The following is a 17779-nucleotide window of genomic DNA, read 5'->3' on the forward strand; positions in this document are numbered from 1 at the left end:
GCCGTGCAGGGGACGCTGCAAGTACGTCCCTGTAAGCTCGATGGCGCCATCCATGGCGCCAACGCCCCTGCAACGCCCACCCGCCCCGCCTCTGACAGGTTCCGGCGCGCGGCCGGCCACGGAGTGAAGAAGGAAAAGCGAAAAGCGGGTCGCTTCGCTGCGCTTGCTCGGAGCGGAGCATGGCTCCGCTCTACAGAGGATTCATCGAACGGAGAAAATTCATTTCCCGGATGAATTCATCCACGCATGGCGTGGATCTACTGGACGTGCCAGCAGACTGTCGGAGGTGGGGCGGGTTGGGTTCGCGGGGGTGTCCGCGGCATGGATGCCGCGGCCAAGCCCCCAGGGACGGGTTAACGGCGTCCCCCGCGAACCCAACCCGCCCCGCCAAACCTTCAACCCAGCTGTTGCCGTTGCCGTTGCTCCGGCTTCAAAAGCGGGTGCAGGGCCGCAGGCCCTGCAATGCAAAACCTTACTTCCCCCGCAGGCGGCTGTGCCTGAAGCCGTAGCAGAAATAGATCACGAAACCGACGAAGGTCCAGACGCCCATCAGCATCCAGTTGTGCATCGTCATCGCCGACAGCAGCGCCAGGCAGCTCAGCACGCCCAGGCTGCAGATCAGCCAGGCCATCGGCATGCGGAAAGGGCGCGGCAGGTCCGGTTGGGTGCGGCGCAGGATCAGCACGCCGGCGCAGACCGCCGCGAACGCAATCAGCGTGCCCATCGAGGTCAGCTCGCCGAGAATGTCCAGCGGGAACAGCGCCGCCAGCAGCGCGATGCCGATGCCGGTGATCACCGTGTTGATGTGCGGGGTGCGGTACTTCGGGTGGATCCTGGTGAACACCGGCGGCAGCAGACCGTCGCGGCCCATGATCATGAAGATGCGCGGCTGGCCGATGATCATCACCAGCACTACCGATGACAGGCCGACCAGCGCGCCGACCTCGACCACCCAGCGCAGCCAGCCCAGCTGCGGGTGTGCGGCCACGGCAGTCACCACCGGCTCGTCGGTGCCCAGCAGCTGGAACGGCACCAGGCCAGTCATCACTGCGGCCATCGCGATGTACAGCACGGTGCAGATCACCAGCGACAGCATCATGCCGATCGGCATGTCACGCTGCGGGTTCTTCGATTCCTGGGCCGCCACCGATACCGCCTCGAAACCGATGTAGGCGAAGAACACCATCGCCGCGCCACGCAGCACGCCTTCCATGCCGTACTTGCCCGGGCCTTCATTGGCCGGAATGAACGGGGTCCAGTTGCTGGTGTCCACGTACTTCCAGCCGACCACGATGACCAGCAGGATGAGGCCGGTCTTGAGCACGACCATCGCCATGTTCATTGCCGATGACTTGCTGATGCCGACGTAGCACAGCCAGGTCAGCAGCAGTACCAGCGCAGCGGCCGGCAGGTTGGCGATAGCACCGGTGGGGCGCAGCTGTGCGTCCAGTGGCGCACTGACCAGCGCCGCCGGTAGATGGATGTCGAACTGGCTGAGCAGGCTGAGGAAGTAGCCGGTCCAGCTGACCGCCACCGCCGACGCAGAGACGCCGTATTCGAGCACCAGCATCCAGCCGATGAACCAGGCCGACAGTTCGCCGAAGGTGGCGTAGGTATAGGTATAGGCGCTGCCGGAAACCGGCACCATCGAGGCGAACTCGGCGTAGGCCAGCGCGCAGAAGGCGCAGCAGATGGCGGCCAGCACGAACGACAGCATGATCGCGGGGCCGGCGTGGTTGGCGGCCGCCTGGCCGGTGATGACGAAGATGCCGCCGCCGATCACCGCGCCGATGCCGAGGGCGGTCAGCCCCCAGGGGCCTAGGTGGCGGCGCAGGCTCAGGCCGTTGGCGTCTTCATGGGCGGCATGCGGGTGCTTGGTGGCCCACAGTTGCTTGAACATGTGTGGTGGTCTTGTCGAAGCGCGCCAAGAGCGGCGCGCGGGGAAAACGGACGGGCCGGCGCGAGGCCGGCCCGTAGGCGGATCAGGGCGACTTGGCCAGCTTGCTGTTGCGCATGCCGTAGCCGAGGTAAATCAGCATGCCCAGCACGGTCCAGCCGACGAACAGGTGCCAGTGCACCACGAACGCCTGCCAGAACAGGAACAGGCAGGCCGCGGCGCCAAGCGGGCAGATGATCCACACCGCCGGTACGCGGAACGGGCGATGGATCTCCGGCTTGGTATAGCGCAGCACCAGCACGCCGATGCAGACGGTGGCGAAGGCCAGCAGGGTGCCCATCGACACCAGTTCGCCGAGCACGTTCAGCGGCACCAGGCCGGCCAGCGCGGCGGCGATCACGCCGACCACGATCGTGGCCCAGTAAGGCGTGCGGAACCGGGCGTGGACCTTGCCGAAGAACTTCGGCAGCAGGCCGTCGCGGGAAATGGTGTAGGCGATGCGGGTCTGGCCCATCATCATCACCAGCACCACCGAGGACAGGCCGGCGATGGCGCCGATCTCGACCAGGGTCTTCAGCCACGACAAGGTCGGGTAGGGCTCCAGTGCGGTGGCCACCGGCTTGTCGGTGCCCAGCAGGTGGTACGGCATCATGCCGGTCAGTACCGCGCAGACGATGATGTAGACGATGGTGCATACCGCCAGCGAGCCGAGCAGGCCGATCGGCATGTTGCGCTGTGGGTCTTTGGTTTCGCCGGCGGCGGTGGAGACCGCATCGAAGCCGATATAGGCGAAGAACACGATGGTGGCCGCGCGGAAGATGCCGCTCCAGCCGAACTCACCCGGCACGCCGGTGTTTTCCGGGATGAACGGCTGCCAGTTGGCCGGGTCGATATGGGCCGCGCCGATGCCGATGAACAGGCAGATGACGGTGACCTTGATCGCCACGATGATGGCGTTGACGAAGGCCGACTGGGTCACGCCCACGTACAGCAGGCCGGACACCGCCGCCACGATCAGCACCGCAGGCAGGTTGAACAGCTTGCCGGAGGAGACGAACTCGCTGCCGGTCCAGGCGATGGGCGCGGCGCTGAGCAGGTCCGGGAACGGCATGTGCAGCGTGGTGGTGATGAAACTGATCAGGTAGGCCGACCAGCCCACCGCGACCGATGCCGAGGCGAACAGGTACTCCAGCACCAGGCACCAGCCGATGAACCAGGCCATGCCTTCGCCGAGGGTGGCATAGGAATAGGAATAGGCACTGCCGGAGACCGGCATCATCGCCGCGAACTCGGCATAGCACAGGCCCGCCAGCGCACAGGCGAAACCGGCCAGCACGAACGACAGCATGACCGCCGGGCCCGCGTGGTTGGCTGCGGCCTGGCCGGTCAGCACGAAGATACCTGCGCCGATCACCGCACCCACGCCCAGCAGGATGAGGTGTTTAGCCGTGAGGGTCCGTTTCAACGTGGCTTCGCCGTCCAGGCTGCCTTCGATGGGTTCGCCGGCATCGACGTGCCCGGCCGGCTGGACCGGCTTGACCCTCAACAGAGCTTTCAGCATGCAGTACTTCCTAGTGATCGGATGGGGTGGGCGGCCGATACGTTGCCGGCTGCCTTGAATGGTGAAGGCCGTGCGAACAGCCCGCTGTACCTTAGCCAAAGCTGAAGCCAACGCACAAGCGCAATCGCAACAATGAACGGCGATAATGAGCAGTATTTTTCCGAACCGCCCCCATTCATGCGCCAGACCGCCGAAACCCTTGCCGTGCTTGACGATCGCCTGCGCGGTCTGTTGCGGGACTATGCCCGCCGCGAGCCCGCCCACGACGCACTGGCTGCCGAATTCGGCACATTGCTGGATGATCCGGAAGATCCGTTCCGGCGTGAGCGGCTTGCAGGCCACTTCACCGCGAGCTGCTGGCTGGTCAGCGCCGACGGCCAGCGCCTGCTGCTGACCCACCATCGGAAGCTGCAGCGCTGGCTGCAGCTGGGTGGCCACGCCGACGGCGACCGCGACCTGGCCCAGGTGGCGCTGAAGGAGGCCGAGGAGGAGTCCGGCCTGAGCGGGCTGGTGCTGGAAGACCCGGCCATCTTCGATCTGGACAAGCACTGGATTCCGGAGCGCAAGGATGTGCCGGGGCACTGGCACTACGACGTGCGTTTCGTGATCCGCGCGCTCGGTGGCGAGGCATTCGTGCTCAGCGAGGAGTCGCTTGACCTGGCATGGCGGCCGGTGACCGAGGTCGCGGCCGACCCCGAATCGGATGAATCCATGCAGCGCATGGCGCGCCGCTGGCTGGCACGTTGATGCTCTCGGACGGCTGTGCCGCGTTTGTTGCGGCTCATGCCTGTGGCGAGGCGAAGCAGGATGCTGCCCTTGCGATGATCAAGGCTGCATTGCCAGTCATCACATGCATCGACTGGGAGCGCGTGCCATCGCGCCTGGAGGTCCCCGGGGTGGGGCGGGAGCGGCTGGCGCAGGAGTTGAGCGCCATTGCAGATGCTGTTGGCTTGCCAAGCGAGGCTGCGTTGACGGTTGTCCAGGTGGATGGGGCGGTACCTTCACTGGGCAGCCGCCTGCAGGACTGGCTGGCTCATGCCGAGGAGCTGGATTTCGTCGATACGCTGTTCCTGTCGATGGAAGACAGGGTTCTGATCCATTGGGACTTTTACAAGAACCTCCACGCCGTAAGGTTCTGAGGTGTTCCATCCACGCCATGCGTGGATGGCGCGATGCCGGAAGCAATCCGCCGGGGCATGCCCGGCGACGCCTTGCTCAATACAGGATGCGCGTCCGCAGCGTGCCCGGAATCGCGGCCAGCTCGTCGCGCACGGCGGCGGCCTGCGCCTCGCTGGCGGTGATGTCGATCACCACGTAACCCACCTTCGGGTCGGTGCGCAGGAACTGGCCGTCGATGTTGACGTTGTGGCGCGAGAAGATCTCGTTGACCTTGGACAGCACGCCCGGCACGTTCTGGTGGATGTGCAGCAGGCGCAGGCTGTCTTCGTGTTCGGGCAGGGTCACTTCCGGGAAGTTGACCGCCGACAGGGTGCTGCCGTTGTCGCTGTAGCGCACCAGCTTGGCCGCCACTTCCACGCCGATGTTGTCCTGCGCTTCCAGCGTGCTGCCGCCGACGTGCGGGGTGAGGATGACGTTGTCGTGGCGGGTCAGCGGCGATTCGAAGATATCGCCGTTGCCCTTCGGCTCGACCGGGAACACGTCCAGCGCGGCGCCACCGACGTGGCCGCTGGCCAGGGCCGCGTCCAGCGCATCGATGTCGACCACGGTGCCGCGCGCGGCGTTGATCAGGTGCGCGCCCTTGCGCATCTTCGCCAGCTCGGTGCTGCCGATCATCCACTGCGTGGACGGGGTCTCCGGCACGTGCAGGGTGACGATGTCGGCGCGCGCCAGCAGGTCGTCCAGGCTGGCCGCTGCACGGGCATTGCCCAGCGCCAGCTTGGTTTCCACGTCGTGGAAGATCACCTGCATGCCCAGCGATTCGGCCAGCACGCCGACCTGGGTGCCGATGTGGCCGTAACCAATGATGCCCAGCGTCTTGCCGCGCACTTCATGGCTGCCGCTGGCTGACTTCGACCAGCCGCCGCGATGGCATTCGGCGTTCTTCTGCGGAATGCCACGGGTCAGCATGATCGCCTCGGCGATCACCAGTTCGGCCACGCTGCGGGTGTTGGAGTAGGGCGCGTTGAACACCGGGATGCCGGCCAGTTCGGCCGCGTCCAGGTCGACCTGGTTGGTGCCGATGCAGAAGCAGCCCACCGCGATCAGGCGCTTGGCCTCGGCCAGCACCTCGGCGCTGAGCTGGGTGCGCGAGCGGATGCCGACGATGTGCGCCTCGGCGATGCGCGCCTTCAATTCGTCCTCGGGCAGTGCCTTGGTGTGCGCCTCGATCTGGCTGTAGCCGGCCGCGCTGAACACCTCCACGGCGGTCTGGCTGACCCCCTCCAGCAACAGCACGCGGATATCCTGCTTCGGGAACGAGGTCTTCTTCGGCGACATGGGGCAACACGGCCAGTGGGACAGGGGCCAACCACTATGCCAGATCGCAGCGCTCATGGTGCGGTGCGCAATTGGTTGCATCCGTAGCTATCTGCCTGCTCGCAGGGCTGGACGCTGGCGCGTGCCGCTGGCACGCTTGCCCGTTCTTCATGCCCCGCGCTGGACCGTCATGACCGATTCCCGCATTGCCTCGCTGCAGCAGGCCTGTCCCGGCCTGAAGCTGAAGACCGACCCGGCCGACCTGGAGCATTACGGGCGCGACTGGACCCGGCGCTGGACGCCGGCGCCGTTGGCGGTCGCACTGCCGGCCACGGTCGAGGAGGTACAGGCGGTGATGCGCTGGAGTGCGGGTGAGGGCGTGCCCGTGGTGCCGTCCGGCGGCCGTACCGGCCTTTCCGGTGGCGCGGTGGCGGCCAATGGCGAGCTGGTGCTCAGCCTGGAGCGGATGAACAAGGCGCTGGCCTACGACGCGGTCGATCGCACCCTGGTGGTGCAGGCCGGCATGCCGCTGGAGGCCGTGCACAACGCCGCGCTGGACCACGGCCTGATCTATCCGGTGGATTTCGCTGCACGCGGGTCGTGCACGATCGGCGGCAACATCGCCACCAATGCTGGCGGCATCCGTGTGATCCGCTACGGCAACACCCGCGAGTGGATCGCCGGGCTGAAGGTGGTTACCGCCAGCGGCGAACTGCTGGAGCTCAACAAGGGCCTGATCAAGAACTCCAGCGGCTATGACTTCCGCCAGCTGCTGATCGGTTCGGAAGGCACGCTGGGCGTGATCGTCGAGGCGACAGTGAAACTCACCGATCCGCCGCCAGCCAGCAACGTGATGCTGCTGGCCGTGCCCAGCTTCGAGGTGCTGATGCAGGTGTTCGCCGCGTTCCGCGCGCGTCTGCAGCTGCAGGCCTTCGAGTTCTTCACCGACCGGGCGCTGGAGCACGTGCTGGCGCATGGCGCGCAGGCACCGTTCGACGAGGTGCACCCGTATTACGTGGTCACCGAGTTCGGCGCCAACGACGAAGCGCAGGAAGCGGCGGCGATGGCCGCCTTCGAGGACTGCATGGGCAACGGCTGGGTCAGCGACGGGGTGATCAGCGCCAGCGACGCCCAGGCCGCCCAGTTGTGGAGCCTGCGCGAAGGCATCACCGAATCGCTGGCGCGCTACAAACCCTACAAGAATGATGTCTCGGTGCGGATTTCGGCGATGCCTGCGTTCCTGGCCGAGACCCAGGCACTGATCGGGCAGGCCTACCCACACTTCGACGTGGTCTGGTTCGGCCATATCGGTGACGGCAACCTGCACATCAACGTGCTCAAGCCCGACGACACCAGCGACGCCGATTTCGTGGCGCAGTGTGAACACGTGACCAAGCTGTTGGCGCAGGTGCTGGCCCGGTTCGATGGCAGCATCTCGGCTGAACACGGCATCGGCCTGGTCAAGAAGGGCTACCTGGACAGCACCCGCGGCCCGGCCGAGATCGCCCTGATGAAGGCGGTCAAACGTGCGTTCGATCCCCAAGCGCGGCTGAATCCCGGCAAGCTGTTCGACGTTTGAGCCGGGCAAATCCTTCACGCACCCGTTACGCTCCACGCATCCTCACAACCGGCTTCGAACCGATGACCCGTCCGCTTCTGCTGCTCGCCCTGCTGTCCCTGCCGCTGGCCGGCTTCGCTTCCAGCTTCGCCGGCACCTCGGCCGGTTCCGCCACCGGTGCCTCCTCCGGCTCCTCGGGTAGCAGCTCGGGTGACGACAAGGTGGTACTGGCTGCGCGCGACGACGCTGCGGCGTTCGTCGCCAGCGACGGCCAGATCCGTGGCGCCCGCCTGCAGGCCGCGCTGGCCCACCTGCGTGAGCAGAGTGCTGCCGCACAGCAGCAGAGCGACCTGGAACTGGCCCGCGCGTTGCTGGCGCGTTGATCCGGACTGCATGACCCCGGCGACATCGCGTTCTGTAGAGCCGAGCCATGCTCGGCTGAATGCCTGGCGCATGCGGATCGCAACAGCAGCCGAGCATGGCTCGGCTCTACAGAGGCTTGGCCGGTGGAACGCAGCCACGCATGGCGTGGCTCTACTGCTGGTCGCCCACGTCGCGCACGCAGCTGATCGCCTGCAGCTGGACCCGGCAGGGTTGAGCCCTGCACAGCAGCAGGTGGCGACGCAGACCCTGGCCGACGTGCAGGCACTGCTGCCGGATGGCCTGCTCCGCGCATTGCCGGCACAGGTCCAGGTGCGCTGGCGCGATGACCTGCCGGCCGATGTGCACGGCCGCGCTTTCGCCGGGCGCATCGCCCTGCGTCGCGAGCTGTTGGATGATGCCGTGCCCGGCGCGCGCCGCGCACGCCGCAGCGCGCTGGTACACGAACTGACCCATGTCGCCGACCGTACGGGGGCGAACTGGTCACGCAGTGTGCGCTGGCGTGATCTGGCTGGATGGCAGCGCAAGCCCTGGCATCTCGGCCGTGGCGACAACGATTTCCGTGACCGCAGTCCCGATGCGTATGAACTGAAGGACCCGGCCGAGTACCTGGCAGTGAACGCCGAGCATTTCGTGCTCGACAGCGAGTTCGCCTGCCGGCGCCCGGCACTGGCGCAGTGGTTCCAGGTCCATTTCGGAACCCCGCCATCGCTGCCACAGTCGCACTGCGCGAACGCGTTGCCATTGCTGCAGGCCGAATCGGAAGAGGGGGCGGCATCGCTGCTGCAGCTCGACCCGGCGCGTGTCTACGCCGTGGACTACCTGTTCGCCGAGGGCAGTGCGCAGCCGATGAGCCGCTGGGGGCACAGCATGCTGCGGCTGGTGATCTGCCGGCCGGGCCGCGCACCGGGTCCGGACTGCCGCCTGGACCTGGAGTACCACCGCGTGCTGTCGTTCCGCGCGTTCGTCGGCGATGTGCAGATTTCCAACTGGCGCGGCTTGACCGGCGGCTACCCGTCGCGGCTGTTCGTGCTGCCGCTGCAGCAGGTGGTGGACGAGTACACCAAGGTGGAACTGCGGGGCCTGCAGTCGTTGCCCTTGCAGCTGCAACGCGACGAGATCGCCAGCCTGCTCGAGCGCACCGCGCAGGTGCACTGGAGCTATGACGGGCGCTATTACTTCGTCAGCAACAACTGTGCGGTGGATACCGCCAGGCTGCTGCAGGCCGGAGTGCCCCGGCTGGGCGAGGACGGGCTGGCCCAGCTGAGTCCGCGCGGTCTCAAGCGGCGGCTGGCGCGGCTGGGCATGCTCGACGAGCGGGTACTCACGGACCGCAACGCAGCGCAGGCACAGGGCTATTACTTCGCTTCCGCGCGCGACCACTACCAGCAGTTGTTCACAGTGGCGGCGACCCAGCTGGCCTTGCCCGCGCGCGATGTGCGCGGCTGGTTGAAGCTGCCGGCAGAACAACGGGCACCGTGGCTGCTGAAGGGCAACCTGCGCGCCAGTGCCAGCCTGCTGCTGCTGGAACAGGCGGCACAGCGGCGTGCCGAACTGCGCGCACGCGATGTGCTCAAGCGGCAGCTACTGGCTGCTGCGGACAGCGCGGAAACCCGCAGCCTGCGCAGCCTGCTGGCGCAGAGCGGGCAGTGGTTGCGCCCGGGGACGCTGCTGCAGGGCGGCTACGGGTTGCCGCTGGCCGATGAGCAGGCGGTGCTGGCCGAAGCGGTTGCCACTGCCAGCGCAGAGGCGGTGCCGGCCTGGCAGGCGCTGCGCGTGCAACTGCGCCAGCAGTTGCCGGTGGGCCAGCGCAACGAGATGGATGCGATCGACGCCAACCTCGCCACACTTGGCGCGCGCCTGCGGGAACAGGCAGCCACGCCCGCTACTGGCGCGGCAGTTCGATGACGAAACGGCTGCCGCCGGCGTTGCCTGCCGTGCAGTAGACGCGGCCGCCGTGCGCGTCGGCGATGGCCTTGACCACCGCCAGGCCGAGGCCACTGCCGCCGCCCTGGCGTGAACGTGAGCCGTCGGCACGCATGAACGGGCTGAAGATGTCGGCGTGCAGCTCCGGATCGATGCCCGGGCCCTCATCCTCGATTGCCACTTGCACATGTCCCGGTGTGTCATGCACGGCAATCCGCACCTTGCCCGGGCTGGCATAGCGGCGTGCGTTCTCCAGCAGCGCCAGCAGCGCCTGGCGGAGGCGGGTCGGGTCGCAGTGCGCGTTGTGTTCCTCGCGGCTGGTTTCCAGCTCCAGCACGAAGCCGGCGGCGCGGAACTGCGGATCGACCAGGGTCATCACCGAATGCACTTCGGCCACCACATCGGTGCGCGCGCGACGTACGTCCAGCCGCGCGTTGTCGGACAGGCTCAGCACGCGCAGATCCTCGATCAGGCGCGAGAGGCCCTCGACCTGCGCCAGCAGGCTGCGGAACTGTGACTCGTCCGGCTGGAACACGCCCTCGGCGAGCCCTTGCAGGCGACCGCGCAGGATCGTCACCGGCGTGCGCAGCTCATGGGCGATGGCCGCGTGCCACATCGCGCGCTCGCTCTCCATGTGCTGCAGGCGGCGGGCCATTGCATTGAAGTCCTCGACCAGGGTCGCCACTTCACCCGGCGAATTCTCCTCGACACTCGCGCGCGCCCCGAGGTCGCCGCCGGCAAGCGCACGCACACTGTCCACCAGTGAATTCAGTGGCGACAGGATACGGTGCGCAAGACGGAACGAAGCGGCGATGGCCAGCGCCAGTCCGGTCAGGATCACGCCCACCATCCATGCCAGTTCCGGCCCGGTCGGCAGCCAGCTTTCCGGCTCCTCGGTGCTGCCGGGGAAGAACTCGACCAGCACCGCGTACAGCAGCCACGACGACAGGATCATCATCACGATGACGCCGATCACCATCAGCGACATCGAGATGATGATGTGGCGGCTGAGCCCGGAACGGCGCAGGCGCGCCATCAGCGGTCGGCCATCAACCGGTAGCCGACACCGCGCACGCTGGCCGGGACGTTGACCATGCCCACGTCATCGAGTTTGCGGCGCAGCTTGCTGACATGGCTGTCGACGGTGCGTTCCAGCGCTTCGCTTTCCGGCAGGCATTCGTGCATCAGTTCGCTGCGGCTGAAGATGCGGGTCGGCGCCAGCGCCATGCAGTGCAGCAGCTTGAACTCGGTGAGCGTGAGCAGCACTTCGTGGCTGTAGCCTTCGCCCTCCACATGCACGGCATGGGTAGCCGAGTCGATCAGCAGCGGGCCCGCCCGCAGCGCGGTCGGTGCGTCCATGCGCGAGGCGCGCAACGTACGCCGCAGCACGGCGCGCACGCGTGCTGCCACTTCGGCCGGATTGAACGGCTTGACCACGTAGTCGTCGGCGCCCATGCGCAGCGCGGTGAGCTTGTCCAGGTCCTGGTCCAGTGCGGTCAGCATGATCACCGGCGTTTCACCGCGCTGGCGCAGCTGGGTCAGCACGCTCCAGCCATCCAGGCGCGGCAGCTGCACATCAAGCAGGACCAGGTCGGGGCGGGCGCTGCGGTGCAGGTCCAGCGCGCTGTGGCCGTCGGCGGCGCGCAGCGTACGCAGTCCTTCGCGTTCCAGATAGGCGGTGAGAATATCGGCGATCTCGGCCTCATCCTCGACGATCAGGACGAGGGCGGCGAGGGCAGGGGCGGCATGCATGCAGGGGCGGGGCCTTAAGGTGCTTGCCTCCATCGTATCTCCACAGTTCCTCCATCGAAACCCCATCATCGCCACGCACACTTCACGCTTCAGAACCTATCAGCCGCCTGCGCGGCATTGTGCACAGCAATGAGAACCTTCAGGACTCCGGTCGCGTTGATCGCGGCCCTCGCCCTGGCCGTGACGGCCTGCTCCGCCCCCGAAGCCACGCCCGAAGCGGCACCGCGCGTCAGCGTGGTCACTGTCGGCCCGCAGGTCGTGCAGCGCGACGATGAACTGCCCGGCCGTGTCGCCGCCGTTCGCACCGCACAGATCCGTGCGCAGGTCGGCGGCATCGTGCAGCGCCGCCTGTTCGAACAGGGCGCCGAAGTGCGCGCCGGCCAGGCCCTGTTCCAGATTGATCCGGCGGCGTTCCGTGCCGATGTCGACTCGGCACTGGCAGCGCTGCAGCGCAGTGAGGCAGCCCTGGGCCGCAGCCGCGTGCAGTCGCAGCGCCTGCATGCGCTGGCGGCCGCGCAGGCGGTCAGCCAGCAGCACCGCGACGATGCCAGTGCCGAGTACGAACAGGCCCGTGCCGCGGTGAACGAGGCGCGCGCGATCCTGGCCCGCCGCCAGCTCGACCTGCGCTATGCCACGGTCAGTGCACCGATTGCCGGCCGCATCGACCAGGCGCTGGTGACCGAAGGTGCACTGGTCGGCGTGGCCGATGCCGAGCCGATGGCGGTGGTGCAGCAGATCGACCAGGTCTACGTCGATGTGCGCCAGCCAGCGGCGCAGCTCGAGTCGCTGCAACGCAGTGCCGGTGGCGGCGAGCTGCCGGTGACGATCATCGGTGCGGCCGGCAGGCCGCTGCCCGAACGTGGCCAGATGCTGTTCTCCGGCATCAATGTCGATGCGCGCACCGGTGATGTGATCCTGCGCATCCTGGTCGACAACCCGCGGCGCCAGCTGCTGCCCGGCATGTACGTGCGCGCGAAGGTGCCGCGGGGTGCGCCGGCCAGCGCACTGACCGTGCCGCAGCAGGCCGTACTGCGCAGTGCCGGTGGCCAGGCCTATGCCTGGGTGATCGGTGGCGATGGCAAGGCGGTGATCCGCACGCTGGAAGTGGACGGTAGTGTCGATCGCCAATGGCTGGTGCGCACGGGCCTGAAGGCGGGCGAAAAGGTGGTGGTCGAAGGCCAGGAACGCCTGCAGGAAGGCGTGGTGGTCGATGCGCGCGACTGGCAGATGCCGGTCGCCAGCGCTGGCGCGGTGCAGGCCGGCAGCAAGGGCTGAGCCTCCACCGGGCCGGTCCCTCCAGGAAAATCCAACATGGCACATTTCTTCATCGATCGCCCGGTGTTCGCCTGGGTGCTGGCGATCTTCATCATCCTGGCCGGTGTGCTGGCGATCCCGCGGCTGGCGGTGGAGCGCTATCCGGCAGTAGCGCCGCCCAGCGTCAGCATCTACGCCAGCTACCCGGGTGCCAGCCCGCAGACGCTGAATGACGCGGTGGTCGGCCTGATCGAGCGCGAGCTGTCCAGCGTCAAGCACCTGCTGTATTTCGAGTCGTCGGTGGACACCTCCGGCGAAGCCTCCATCACTGCGACCTTCAAGCCGGGTACCAACCCGGAGCTGGCGCAGGTGGACGTGCAGAACCGGATCAAGGCGATCGAGCCGCGCCTGCCGCGCAGCGTGCGCCAGAGCGGCCTGTTCGTGGAAGCAGCCGATTCCGGCTTCCTGATGCTGGTCGGCCTGCGTTCGCCCGATGCCAGCGTCAGCGAGGCCGCACTGGGCGACTTCATGGCGCGCAACATCATCGAGGAGCTGCGCCGCATCGATGGCGTCGGCCGCGTGCAGCTGTTCGGTGCGGAGCAGGCGATGCGCGTGTGGCTGGACCCGACCCGGCTGACCGGCTATGGGCTGACCATGGGTGACGTGGCCGCTGCCATCGAGCAGCAGAACCTGGAGATCTCGCCGGGGCGCATCGGTGATTCGCCGGGTGTTCCAGGCCAGCGCATCACCGTGCCGCTCAGCGCCGACGGCCAGTTGTCCACGCCGGAACAGTTCGCGGCGATCGTACTGCGCGCCGGGGCCGACGGTTCACGGGTGGTGCTGGGTGATGTCGCCCGCGTCGAACTGGGCGCGCAGAGCTATGCCTGGGGCACCCGCGAGGACGGCCATCCGGCCACCGCTGCCGGGGTGCAGCTGCGGCCGGGCGCGAATGCGGTGCGCACGGCGTCGGCGGTCCGTGAGCGCATGGCCGAACTGGCGCCGCTGTTGCCGCGCGGCGTGGAGGCGAGCATCCCGTTCGACACCGCGCCGTTCGTGAAGATCTCGATCCAGAAGGTGGTGCAGACGCTGCTGGAGGCGATGCTGCTGGTGTTCGCAGTGATGTACCTGTTTTTGCAGAACTGGCGCTACACGTTGATCCCGGCGTTGGTCGCGCCCATCGCGCTGTTGGGTACGTTCGCGGTGATGCTGGCGCTGGGCTTCTCGATCAACGTGCTGACCATGTTCGGCATGGTGCTGGCCATCGGCATCATCGTCGATGACGCCATCGTGGTGGTCGAGGGCGTGGAGCGGATCATGGCCGAGGAGGGCCTGCCGCCGCGCGAGGCCACCATCAAGGCGATGCGCGAGCTGACCGGCGCAGTGATCGGCATCACCCTGGTGCTGACCGCGGTGTTCATCCCGATGGCGCTGGCCAGCGGCTCGGTGGGCGCCATCTACCGCCAGTTCACCGTGGCGATGGCGGTGTCGATCCTGTTTTCGGCGCTGCTGGCCCTGAGCCTGACGCCGGCGTTGTGCGCGACGCTGCTGCGCCCGAACACCCATGGCCATCATGGCCGTGGCGGGCTGTTCGGTGCCTTCAATCGTGGCTTCGAGCGGATGACCGGGCGTTACCAGCGTGGCGTGGCGTCGGTGCTGCAGCGGAGCGGGCGGGTGATGGGCGTGTTCGCCGCACTGGTAGTGGCGCTGTTGCTGGGCCTGCACTGGCTGCCGGGTGCATTCCTGCCGGAAGAAGACCAGGGCTATTTCATGACCTCGATCCAGCTGCCGGCCGAAGCCACCGCCGAGCGCACGCTGGCCGTGGTCGAAGCCTACGAACGGCATGTGGCGTCACGCCCGGGCATCGGGTCCAACCAGTCGATCCTCGGCTACAGCTTCTCCGGGTCCGGCCCGAGCGCGGCGCTGACCTACACCATGCTGAAGGACTGGGGAGAGCGTGCAGGAGCCACCGCGGCCGGCGAAGTGGAGGCCGCGCAGAAGGCGATGGCGACGATTGCCGAGGGCGAGGTGATGAGCGTGATGCCGCCGGCGATCGACAGCCTGGGGCGTTCGTCCGGCTTCTCGCTCGCCCTGCAGGCGCGTACCGGGCAGAGCCAGGCAGAGCTGCGCGCGGCCTTGCAGCAGCTGCTGAAGCTGGCCGAGGCCAGCCCGCTGCTGTCGGAGGTGCATGCCGATGGCCTGCCAGCAGGTACCAGCGTGCGGCTGGACATCGACCGCGCCAAGGCCGAGGCGATGGGCGTGGGGTTCGAGCAGATCAGCAGCACGCTGTCGGCGGCGATGGGCTCGCAGTACGTCAACGACTTCCCCAACAAGGGCCGGCTGCAGCAGGTGATCCTGCAGGCCGATGCACCCCACCGGATGGAGCTGGAGGATGTGCTGAGGCTGTACGTGCGCAATAGCGAAGGTGGCATGGTGGCGTTGTCGGAACTGGTGACGCCGCACTGGACCGAGGCGCCGCTGCAGCTGCAGCGCTATCTCGGCTTCCCGGCGCTGAATCTGTCCGGCGCACCGGCCTCCGGCGTGTCGACCGGCCAGGCCATGGCGGAGATGGAGCGGTTGGCGGAGGAGCTGCCGTCCGGTTTTGCCCTGCAGTGGACCAGCCAGTCGCTGCAGGAGCGGGAGTCCGGTGCGCAGGCGCCGTGGTTGCTGCTGTTGTCGATGCTGGTGGTGTTCCTGGTGCTGGCGGCACTGTACGAGAGCTGGTCGATCCCGCTGGCGGTGATGCTGGTGGTGCCGCTGGGCCTGCTTGGTGCGGTTGCTGCGGTGCTGTTGCGGGGCATGCCCAACGACGTGTTCTTCAAGGTCGGCATGATCACCGTGATCGGGCTGTCGGCGAAGAACGCGATCCTCATCGTCGAGTTCGCGCGCCAGCTGCAGCAGCAGGGTCGCGGCCTGGTTGAAGCAGCGCTGGAGGCAGCGCGGCTGCGACTGCGGCCGATCGTGATGACCTCGCTGGCATTCGCGCTGGGCGTGGTGCCGCTGATGCTGGCGCAGGGCGCCTCGAAGGAAACCCAGCAGGCGATTGGAACCGGTGTGTTCGGCGGCATGGTCAGTGCGACCGTGCTGGCCGTGTTCTTCGTGCCGGTCTTCTATGTAGTGGTGCAGGGCGCGCGGCAGTGGATCGCGCAGCGCCTGCGCAGGCGCCGGCCGATGCCGGGAGGAACCGTGGATGGAACGGAACATCGTTGAAGATCTGCATGAGCGGCAGTTGGCAGCGCTGGAACAGCGCCTGCGGCAGGCATTGCTGGATGACGACCACGATGCGCTGACCGCGCTGGTATCGCCGGCCTTGTTCATGATGGATGGCCACGGCGGCCGCATGCTCGACCTGCCGTGGCTGGGCGACTGGCTGACCGGAAACCTGCAGGTGCGCAGCCTGCAGTCGTACGCGGTGGAAACGTTGCTGTGCGGACGCCTGGCATTGTTGTCCAGCGACGTGCGCTTGTCGGTGCGCGGGCAGGGCCAGGAGCGCGAGCTGAAACTGCGCCTGCTGCGGGTGTGGACCTGCAGTTCCGGCGAAAGCGGCGCGCAGCTGCTGTCGATGGCGGTACTGGCCGCATGAGCGCGGTCAGGGCGCTTTCAGGCCCCGCTCACCGCGAGGTGGTAGGGTCGAGCATTCCTGTAGTGTCGACAAGGAGTCGAGCCATGCGTGTAGTTCCCAGTCTGTTGGCAGCCTCCCTGGGGTTGGTGCTGGTCGCGTGCCAGCCGGCCCAGGCACCCGCGGCGGGCAGCAATGACGCCCCGCCTGCCACGCCGCAGCCGAGCGCCAACACGGAAGGTGGCAGCGAGACCGCCTACCAGTGTGGTGATCTGAGTGTGGGCGCGACATTCAATGGCGAGGATGCTGCCACGCTGGTGATCGGCGAGCGTAGCTTCGCCATGACCTCCGAGCGCGCGGCATCCGGCGCCAAGTACAGCGATGGTCTCGGCAACAGCTTCTGGACCAAGGGCAGCGATGATGGCCTGCTGAGCCTGAAGGGCGAACCGGATCGCGAGTGCCATGCGGTGGAAGCTACCGAAGGCGATGGCAGCGCCGGCAATGCGGCATTCCGTGCCACCGGCAATGAACCCGGCTGGCTTGCAGTCGTCGACGGCGATGCGCCGGGCCTGCAGGTGGAGGTCGATTATGGCGAGCGCCGCTTCGACGTGGCCAAACCCACACAGGGCGCTGATGGATGGAGCGGAAAGGCGTCCGACGGCACCGACGTCAAGCTCAGCTTCCAGCGCACCACCTGCCAGGATGACATGAGCGGCGAGGCGTTCGAGGCCAAGGCGATGCTGACTGTCGGTACCCGCCAGTACCATGGCTGCGGCAACTTCGGTGCGAAACAGCCGTAACCGCTGCCACCGATGATCCGTCCGCTGCCTGCGGCGAACACGCCGCAGGCAGGGACAGGCAGCCGATCAGCGCAAGGCGCTTAGTCGGCACGGCCGGCGAATTCGCCGGTGGCGGTGTTCACCAGCACGCGTTCGCCGTTAACGATGTACTCCGGCACCATGATCTCGATGCCGGTGTTGAGCTTGGCCGGCTTCGGGCGCTTGGTGGCGGTGCCACCCTTCAGTTCCGGCGGGGTCTCGATCACTTCCAGCACCACCGAGGCCGGCAGCTGGATCGCCACCGGCTGCTCGTCGATGACCTGCACATAGATGCCGGTCAGGCCGTCGGTGATGTACCCGGCGTCATCACCGATCACGTCCGCGTCCAGAGTGTAGGGGGTGTAGTCCTCGTCATCGAGGAACACGAAGGCGTCGCCGTCCTTGTACGAATAGGTGGACTGGCGGCGCAGCAGTTCGACCTCGACCAGGTTGTCGTCGGCATCGAAGCTGGCGTCGAGCTTGTTGCCGCCCGGCACGCTGTACATGATGAAGCGGAAGCGGACGTTGCCGCCGCGACCCTGCGGCGAGCTGCGCTCGATGTCGCGGATCTGGTACACGCCGTTGTTGTACTCGACGACGTTGCCCTTCTTGATGTCGTTGGCTTTCATGGTGATCTAGG

At 67.3% G+C, this 17779-nt stretch carries 15 protein-coding genes; 9 read left to right on the forward strand and 6 right to left on the reverse strand.

Features of this window, described 5'->3' with window-relative positions:
* Window positions 1-472: 472 nt before the first annotated feature.
* Both AC5P7R_RS19590 and AC5P7R_RS19595 read right to left on the reverse strand, forming a co-directional pair.
* Complete coding sequence (locus AC5P7R_RS19590; RefSeq protein ID WP_134735693.1) at window positions 473-1900, reverse strand: amino acid permease; 1428 nt, start codon at window positions 1898-1900, stop codon at window positions 473-475.
* 82 nt (window positions 1901-1982) lie between these two features.
* On the reverse strand, window positions 1983-3458 hold the full coding sequence (locus tag AC5P7R_RS19595; RefSeq protein WP_005416354.1) for an amino acid permease: 1476 nt from the start codon (window positions 3456-3458) through the stop codon (window positions 1983-1985).
* A 132-nt stretch (window positions 3459-3590) separates the two neighbouring features.
* Here AC5P7R_RS19595 and AC5P7R_RS19600 point away from each other — a divergent pair, with 132 nt between their 5' ends.
* A complete protein-coding gene (locus tag AC5P7R_RS19600) occupies window positions 3591-4205 on the forward strand; it encodes an NUDIX hydrolase (protein ID WP_005416355.1) in 615 nt (204 codons plus the stop codon).
* Window positions 4205-4597: a hypothetical protein gene (locus AC5P7R_RS19605; RefSeq protein WP_021204533.1), complete on the forward strand. Its 393-nt coding sequence runs from the start codon at window positions 4205-4207 to the stop codon at window positions 4595-4597. Before AC5P7R_RS19600 ends, AC5P7R_RS19605 begins: the two co-directional genes overlap by 1 nt.
* A 76-nt stretch (window positions 4598-4673) precedes the next feature.
* On the opposite strand, the gene serA is transcribed toward AC5P7R_RS19605, so the two are convergent.
* Complete coding sequence (serA, locus tag AC5P7R_RS19610; RefSeq protein WP_019661444.1) at window positions 4674-5915, reverse strand: phosphoglycerate dehydrogenase; 1242 nt, start codon at window positions 5913-5915, stop codon at window positions 4674-4676.
* A 169-nt stretch (window positions 5916-6084) separates the two neighbouring features.
* On the opposite strand from serA, the gene AC5P7R_RS19615 reads away from it, so the two are divergent.
* From AC5P7R_RS19615 to AC5P7R_RS19625, 3 genes are all read left to right on the forward strand, one after another.
* Entirely contained in the window at window positions 6085-7473 is a 1389-nt protein-coding gene (locus AC5P7R_RS19615) for an FAD-binding oxidoreductase (protein WP_495214146.1), read from the forward strand.
* 62 nt (window positions 7474-7535) lie between these two features.
* Window positions 7536-7835 carry a DUF2388 domain-containing protein gene (locus AC5P7R_RS19620; RefSeq protein ID WP_021204535.1) on the forward strand — a complete coding sequence of 100 codons (300 nt, stop codon included), beginning with the start codon at window positions 7536-7538 and terminating at the stop codon, window positions 7833-7835.
* Between the two features lie 70 nt (window positions 7836-7905).
* Window positions 7906-9741 (forward strand): DUF7844 domain-containing protein, encoded by a 1836-nt coding sequence (locus AC5P7R_RS19625; protein WP_495214147.1) that lies wholly within the window; start codon window positions 7906-7908, stop codon window positions 9739-9741.
* Here the strand turns inward: AC5P7R_RS19625 and AC5P7R_RS19630 are convergent.
* Together AC5P7R_RS19630 and AC5P7R_RS19635 are read right to left on the reverse strand one after the other, a co-directional pair.
* Window positions 9719-10795, reverse strand: coding sequence for an ATP-binding protein (locus AC5P7R_RS19630; RefSeq protein WP_021204537.1), 1077 nt, complete (start codon window positions 10793-10795; stop codon window positions 9719-9721). The two genes, AC5P7R_RS19625 and AC5P7R_RS19630, sit on opposite strands and share 23 nt — an antisense overlap.
* Window positions 10795-11511, reverse strand: a complete 717-nt coding sequence (locus tag AC5P7R_RS19635) for a response regulator (RefSeq protein ID WP_010482545.1) — start codon at window positions 11509-11511, stop codon at window positions 10795-10797. The genes AC5P7R_RS19630 and AC5P7R_RS19635 overlap by 1 nt, the downstream gene beginning before the upstream one ends.
* A 129-nt stretch (window positions 11512-11640) precedes the next feature.
* Here AC5P7R_RS19635 and AC5P7R_RS19640 point away from each other — a divergent pair, with 129 nt between their 5' ends.
* From AC5P7R_RS19640 to AC5P7R_RS19655, 4 genes are all read left to right on the forward strand, one after another.
* Window positions 11641-12786 (forward strand): efflux RND transporter periplasmic adaptor subunit, encoded by a 1146-nt coding sequence (locus tag AC5P7R_RS19640; RefSeq protein WP_111098926.1) that lies wholly within the window; start codon window positions 11641-11643, stop codon window positions 12784-12786.
* 36 nt (window positions 12787-12822) lie between these two features.
* Window positions 12823-15972: a multidrug efflux RND transporter permease subunit gene (locus AC5P7R_RS19645; protein ID WP_180832907.1), complete on the forward strand. Its 3150-nt coding sequence runs from the start codon at window positions 12823-12825 to the stop codon at window positions 15970-15972.
* Entirely contained in the window at window positions 15953-16345 is a 393-nt protein-coding gene (locus AC5P7R_RS19650) for a nuclear transport factor 2 family protein (protein WP_019661450.1), read from the forward strand. Before AC5P7R_RS19645 ends, AC5P7R_RS19650 begins: the two co-directional genes overlap by 20 nt.
* Before the next feature lie 83 nt (window positions 16346-16428).
* Window positions 16429-17121, forward strand: a complete 693-nt coding sequence (locus AC5P7R_RS19655; RefSeq protein ID WP_021204541.1) for a COG3650 family protein — start codon at window positions 16429-16431, stop codon at window positions 17119-17121.
* Between the two features lie 80 nt (window positions 17122-17201).
* On the opposite strand, the gene yeiP is transcribed toward AC5P7R_RS19655, so the two are convergent.
* Window positions 17202-17768, reverse strand: a complete 567-nt coding sequence (gene yeiP, locus AC5P7R_RS19660) for an elongation factor P-like protein YeiP (RefSeq protein ID WP_005409468.1) — start codon at window positions 17766-17768, stop codon at window positions 17202-17204.
* Window positions 17769-17779 lie beyond the last annotated feature (11 nt).

The organism is Stenotrophomonas sp. YJH_SMC_27 (assembly GCF_059369815.1).

What these genes read in the sequence shown, in the direction of transcription:
- AC5P7R_RS19590 (WP_134735693.1), bottom strand. Translation starts at nt 1,900, where the DNA reads ATGTTCAAGCAACTGTGGGCCACCAAGCACCCGCATGCCGCCCATGAA.
- AC5P7R_RS19595 (WP_005416354.1), bottom strand. Translation starts at nt 3,458, where the DNA reads ATGCTGAAAGCTCTGTTGAGGGTCAAGCCGGTCCAGCCGGCCGGGCAC.
- AC5P7R_RS19600 (WP_005416355.1), top strand. Translation starts at nt 3,591, where the DNA reads ATGAACGGCGATAATGAGCAGTATTTTTCCGAACCGCCCCCATTCATG.
- AC5P7R_RS19605 (WP_021204533.1), top strand. Translation starts at nt 4,205, where the DNA reads ATGCTCTCGGACGGCTGTGCCGCGTTTGTTGCGGCTCATGCCTGTGGC.
- serA (WP_019661444.1), bottom strand. Translation starts at nt 5,915, where the DNA reads ATGTCGCCGAAGAAGACCTCGTTCCCGAAGCAGGATATCCGCGTGCTG.
- AC5P7R_RS19615 (WP_495214146.1), top strand. Translation starts at nt 6,085, where the DNA reads ATGACCGATTCCCGCATTGCCTCGCTGCAGCAGGCCTGTCCCGGCCTG.
- AC5P7R_RS19620 (WP_021204535.1), top strand. Translation starts at nt 7,536, where the DNA reads ATGACCCGTCCGCTTCTGCTGCTCGCCCTGCTGTCCCTGCCGCTGGCC.
- AC5P7R_RS19625 (WP_495214147.1), top strand. Translation starts at nt 7,906, where the DNA reads ATGCGGATCGCAACAGCAGCCGAGCATGGCTCGGCTCTACAGAGGCTT.
- AC5P7R_RS19630 (WP_021204537.1), bottom strand. Translation starts at nt 10,795, where the DNA reads ATGGCGCGCCTGCGCCGTTCCGGGCTCAGCCGCCACATCATCATCTCG.
- AC5P7R_RS19635 (WP_010482545.1), bottom strand. Translation starts at nt 11,511, where the DNA reads ATGCATGCCGCCCCTGCCCTCGCCGCCCTCGTCCTGATCGTCGAGGAT.
- AC5P7R_RS19640 (WP_111098926.1), top strand. Translation starts at nt 11,641, where the DNA reads ATGAGAACCTTCAGGACTCCGGTCGCGTTGATCGCGGCCCTCGCCCTG.
- AC5P7R_RS19645 (WP_180832907.1), top strand. Translation starts at nt 12,823, where the DNA reads ATGGCACATTTCTTCATCGATCGCCCGGTGTTCGCCTGGGTGCTGGCG.
- AC5P7R_RS19650 (WP_019661450.1), top strand. Translation starts at nt 15,953, where the DNA reads ATGGAACGGAACATCGTTGAAGATCTGCATGAGCGGCAGTTGGCAGCG.
- AC5P7R_RS19655 (WP_021204541.1), top strand. Translation starts at nt 16,429, where the DNA reads ATGCGTGTAGTTCCCAGTCTGTTGGCAGCCTCCCTGGGGTTGGTGCTG.
- yeiP (WP_005409468.1), bottom strand. Translation starts at nt 17,768, where the DNA reads ATGAAAGCCAACGACATCAAGAAGGGCAACGTCGTCGAGTACAACAAC.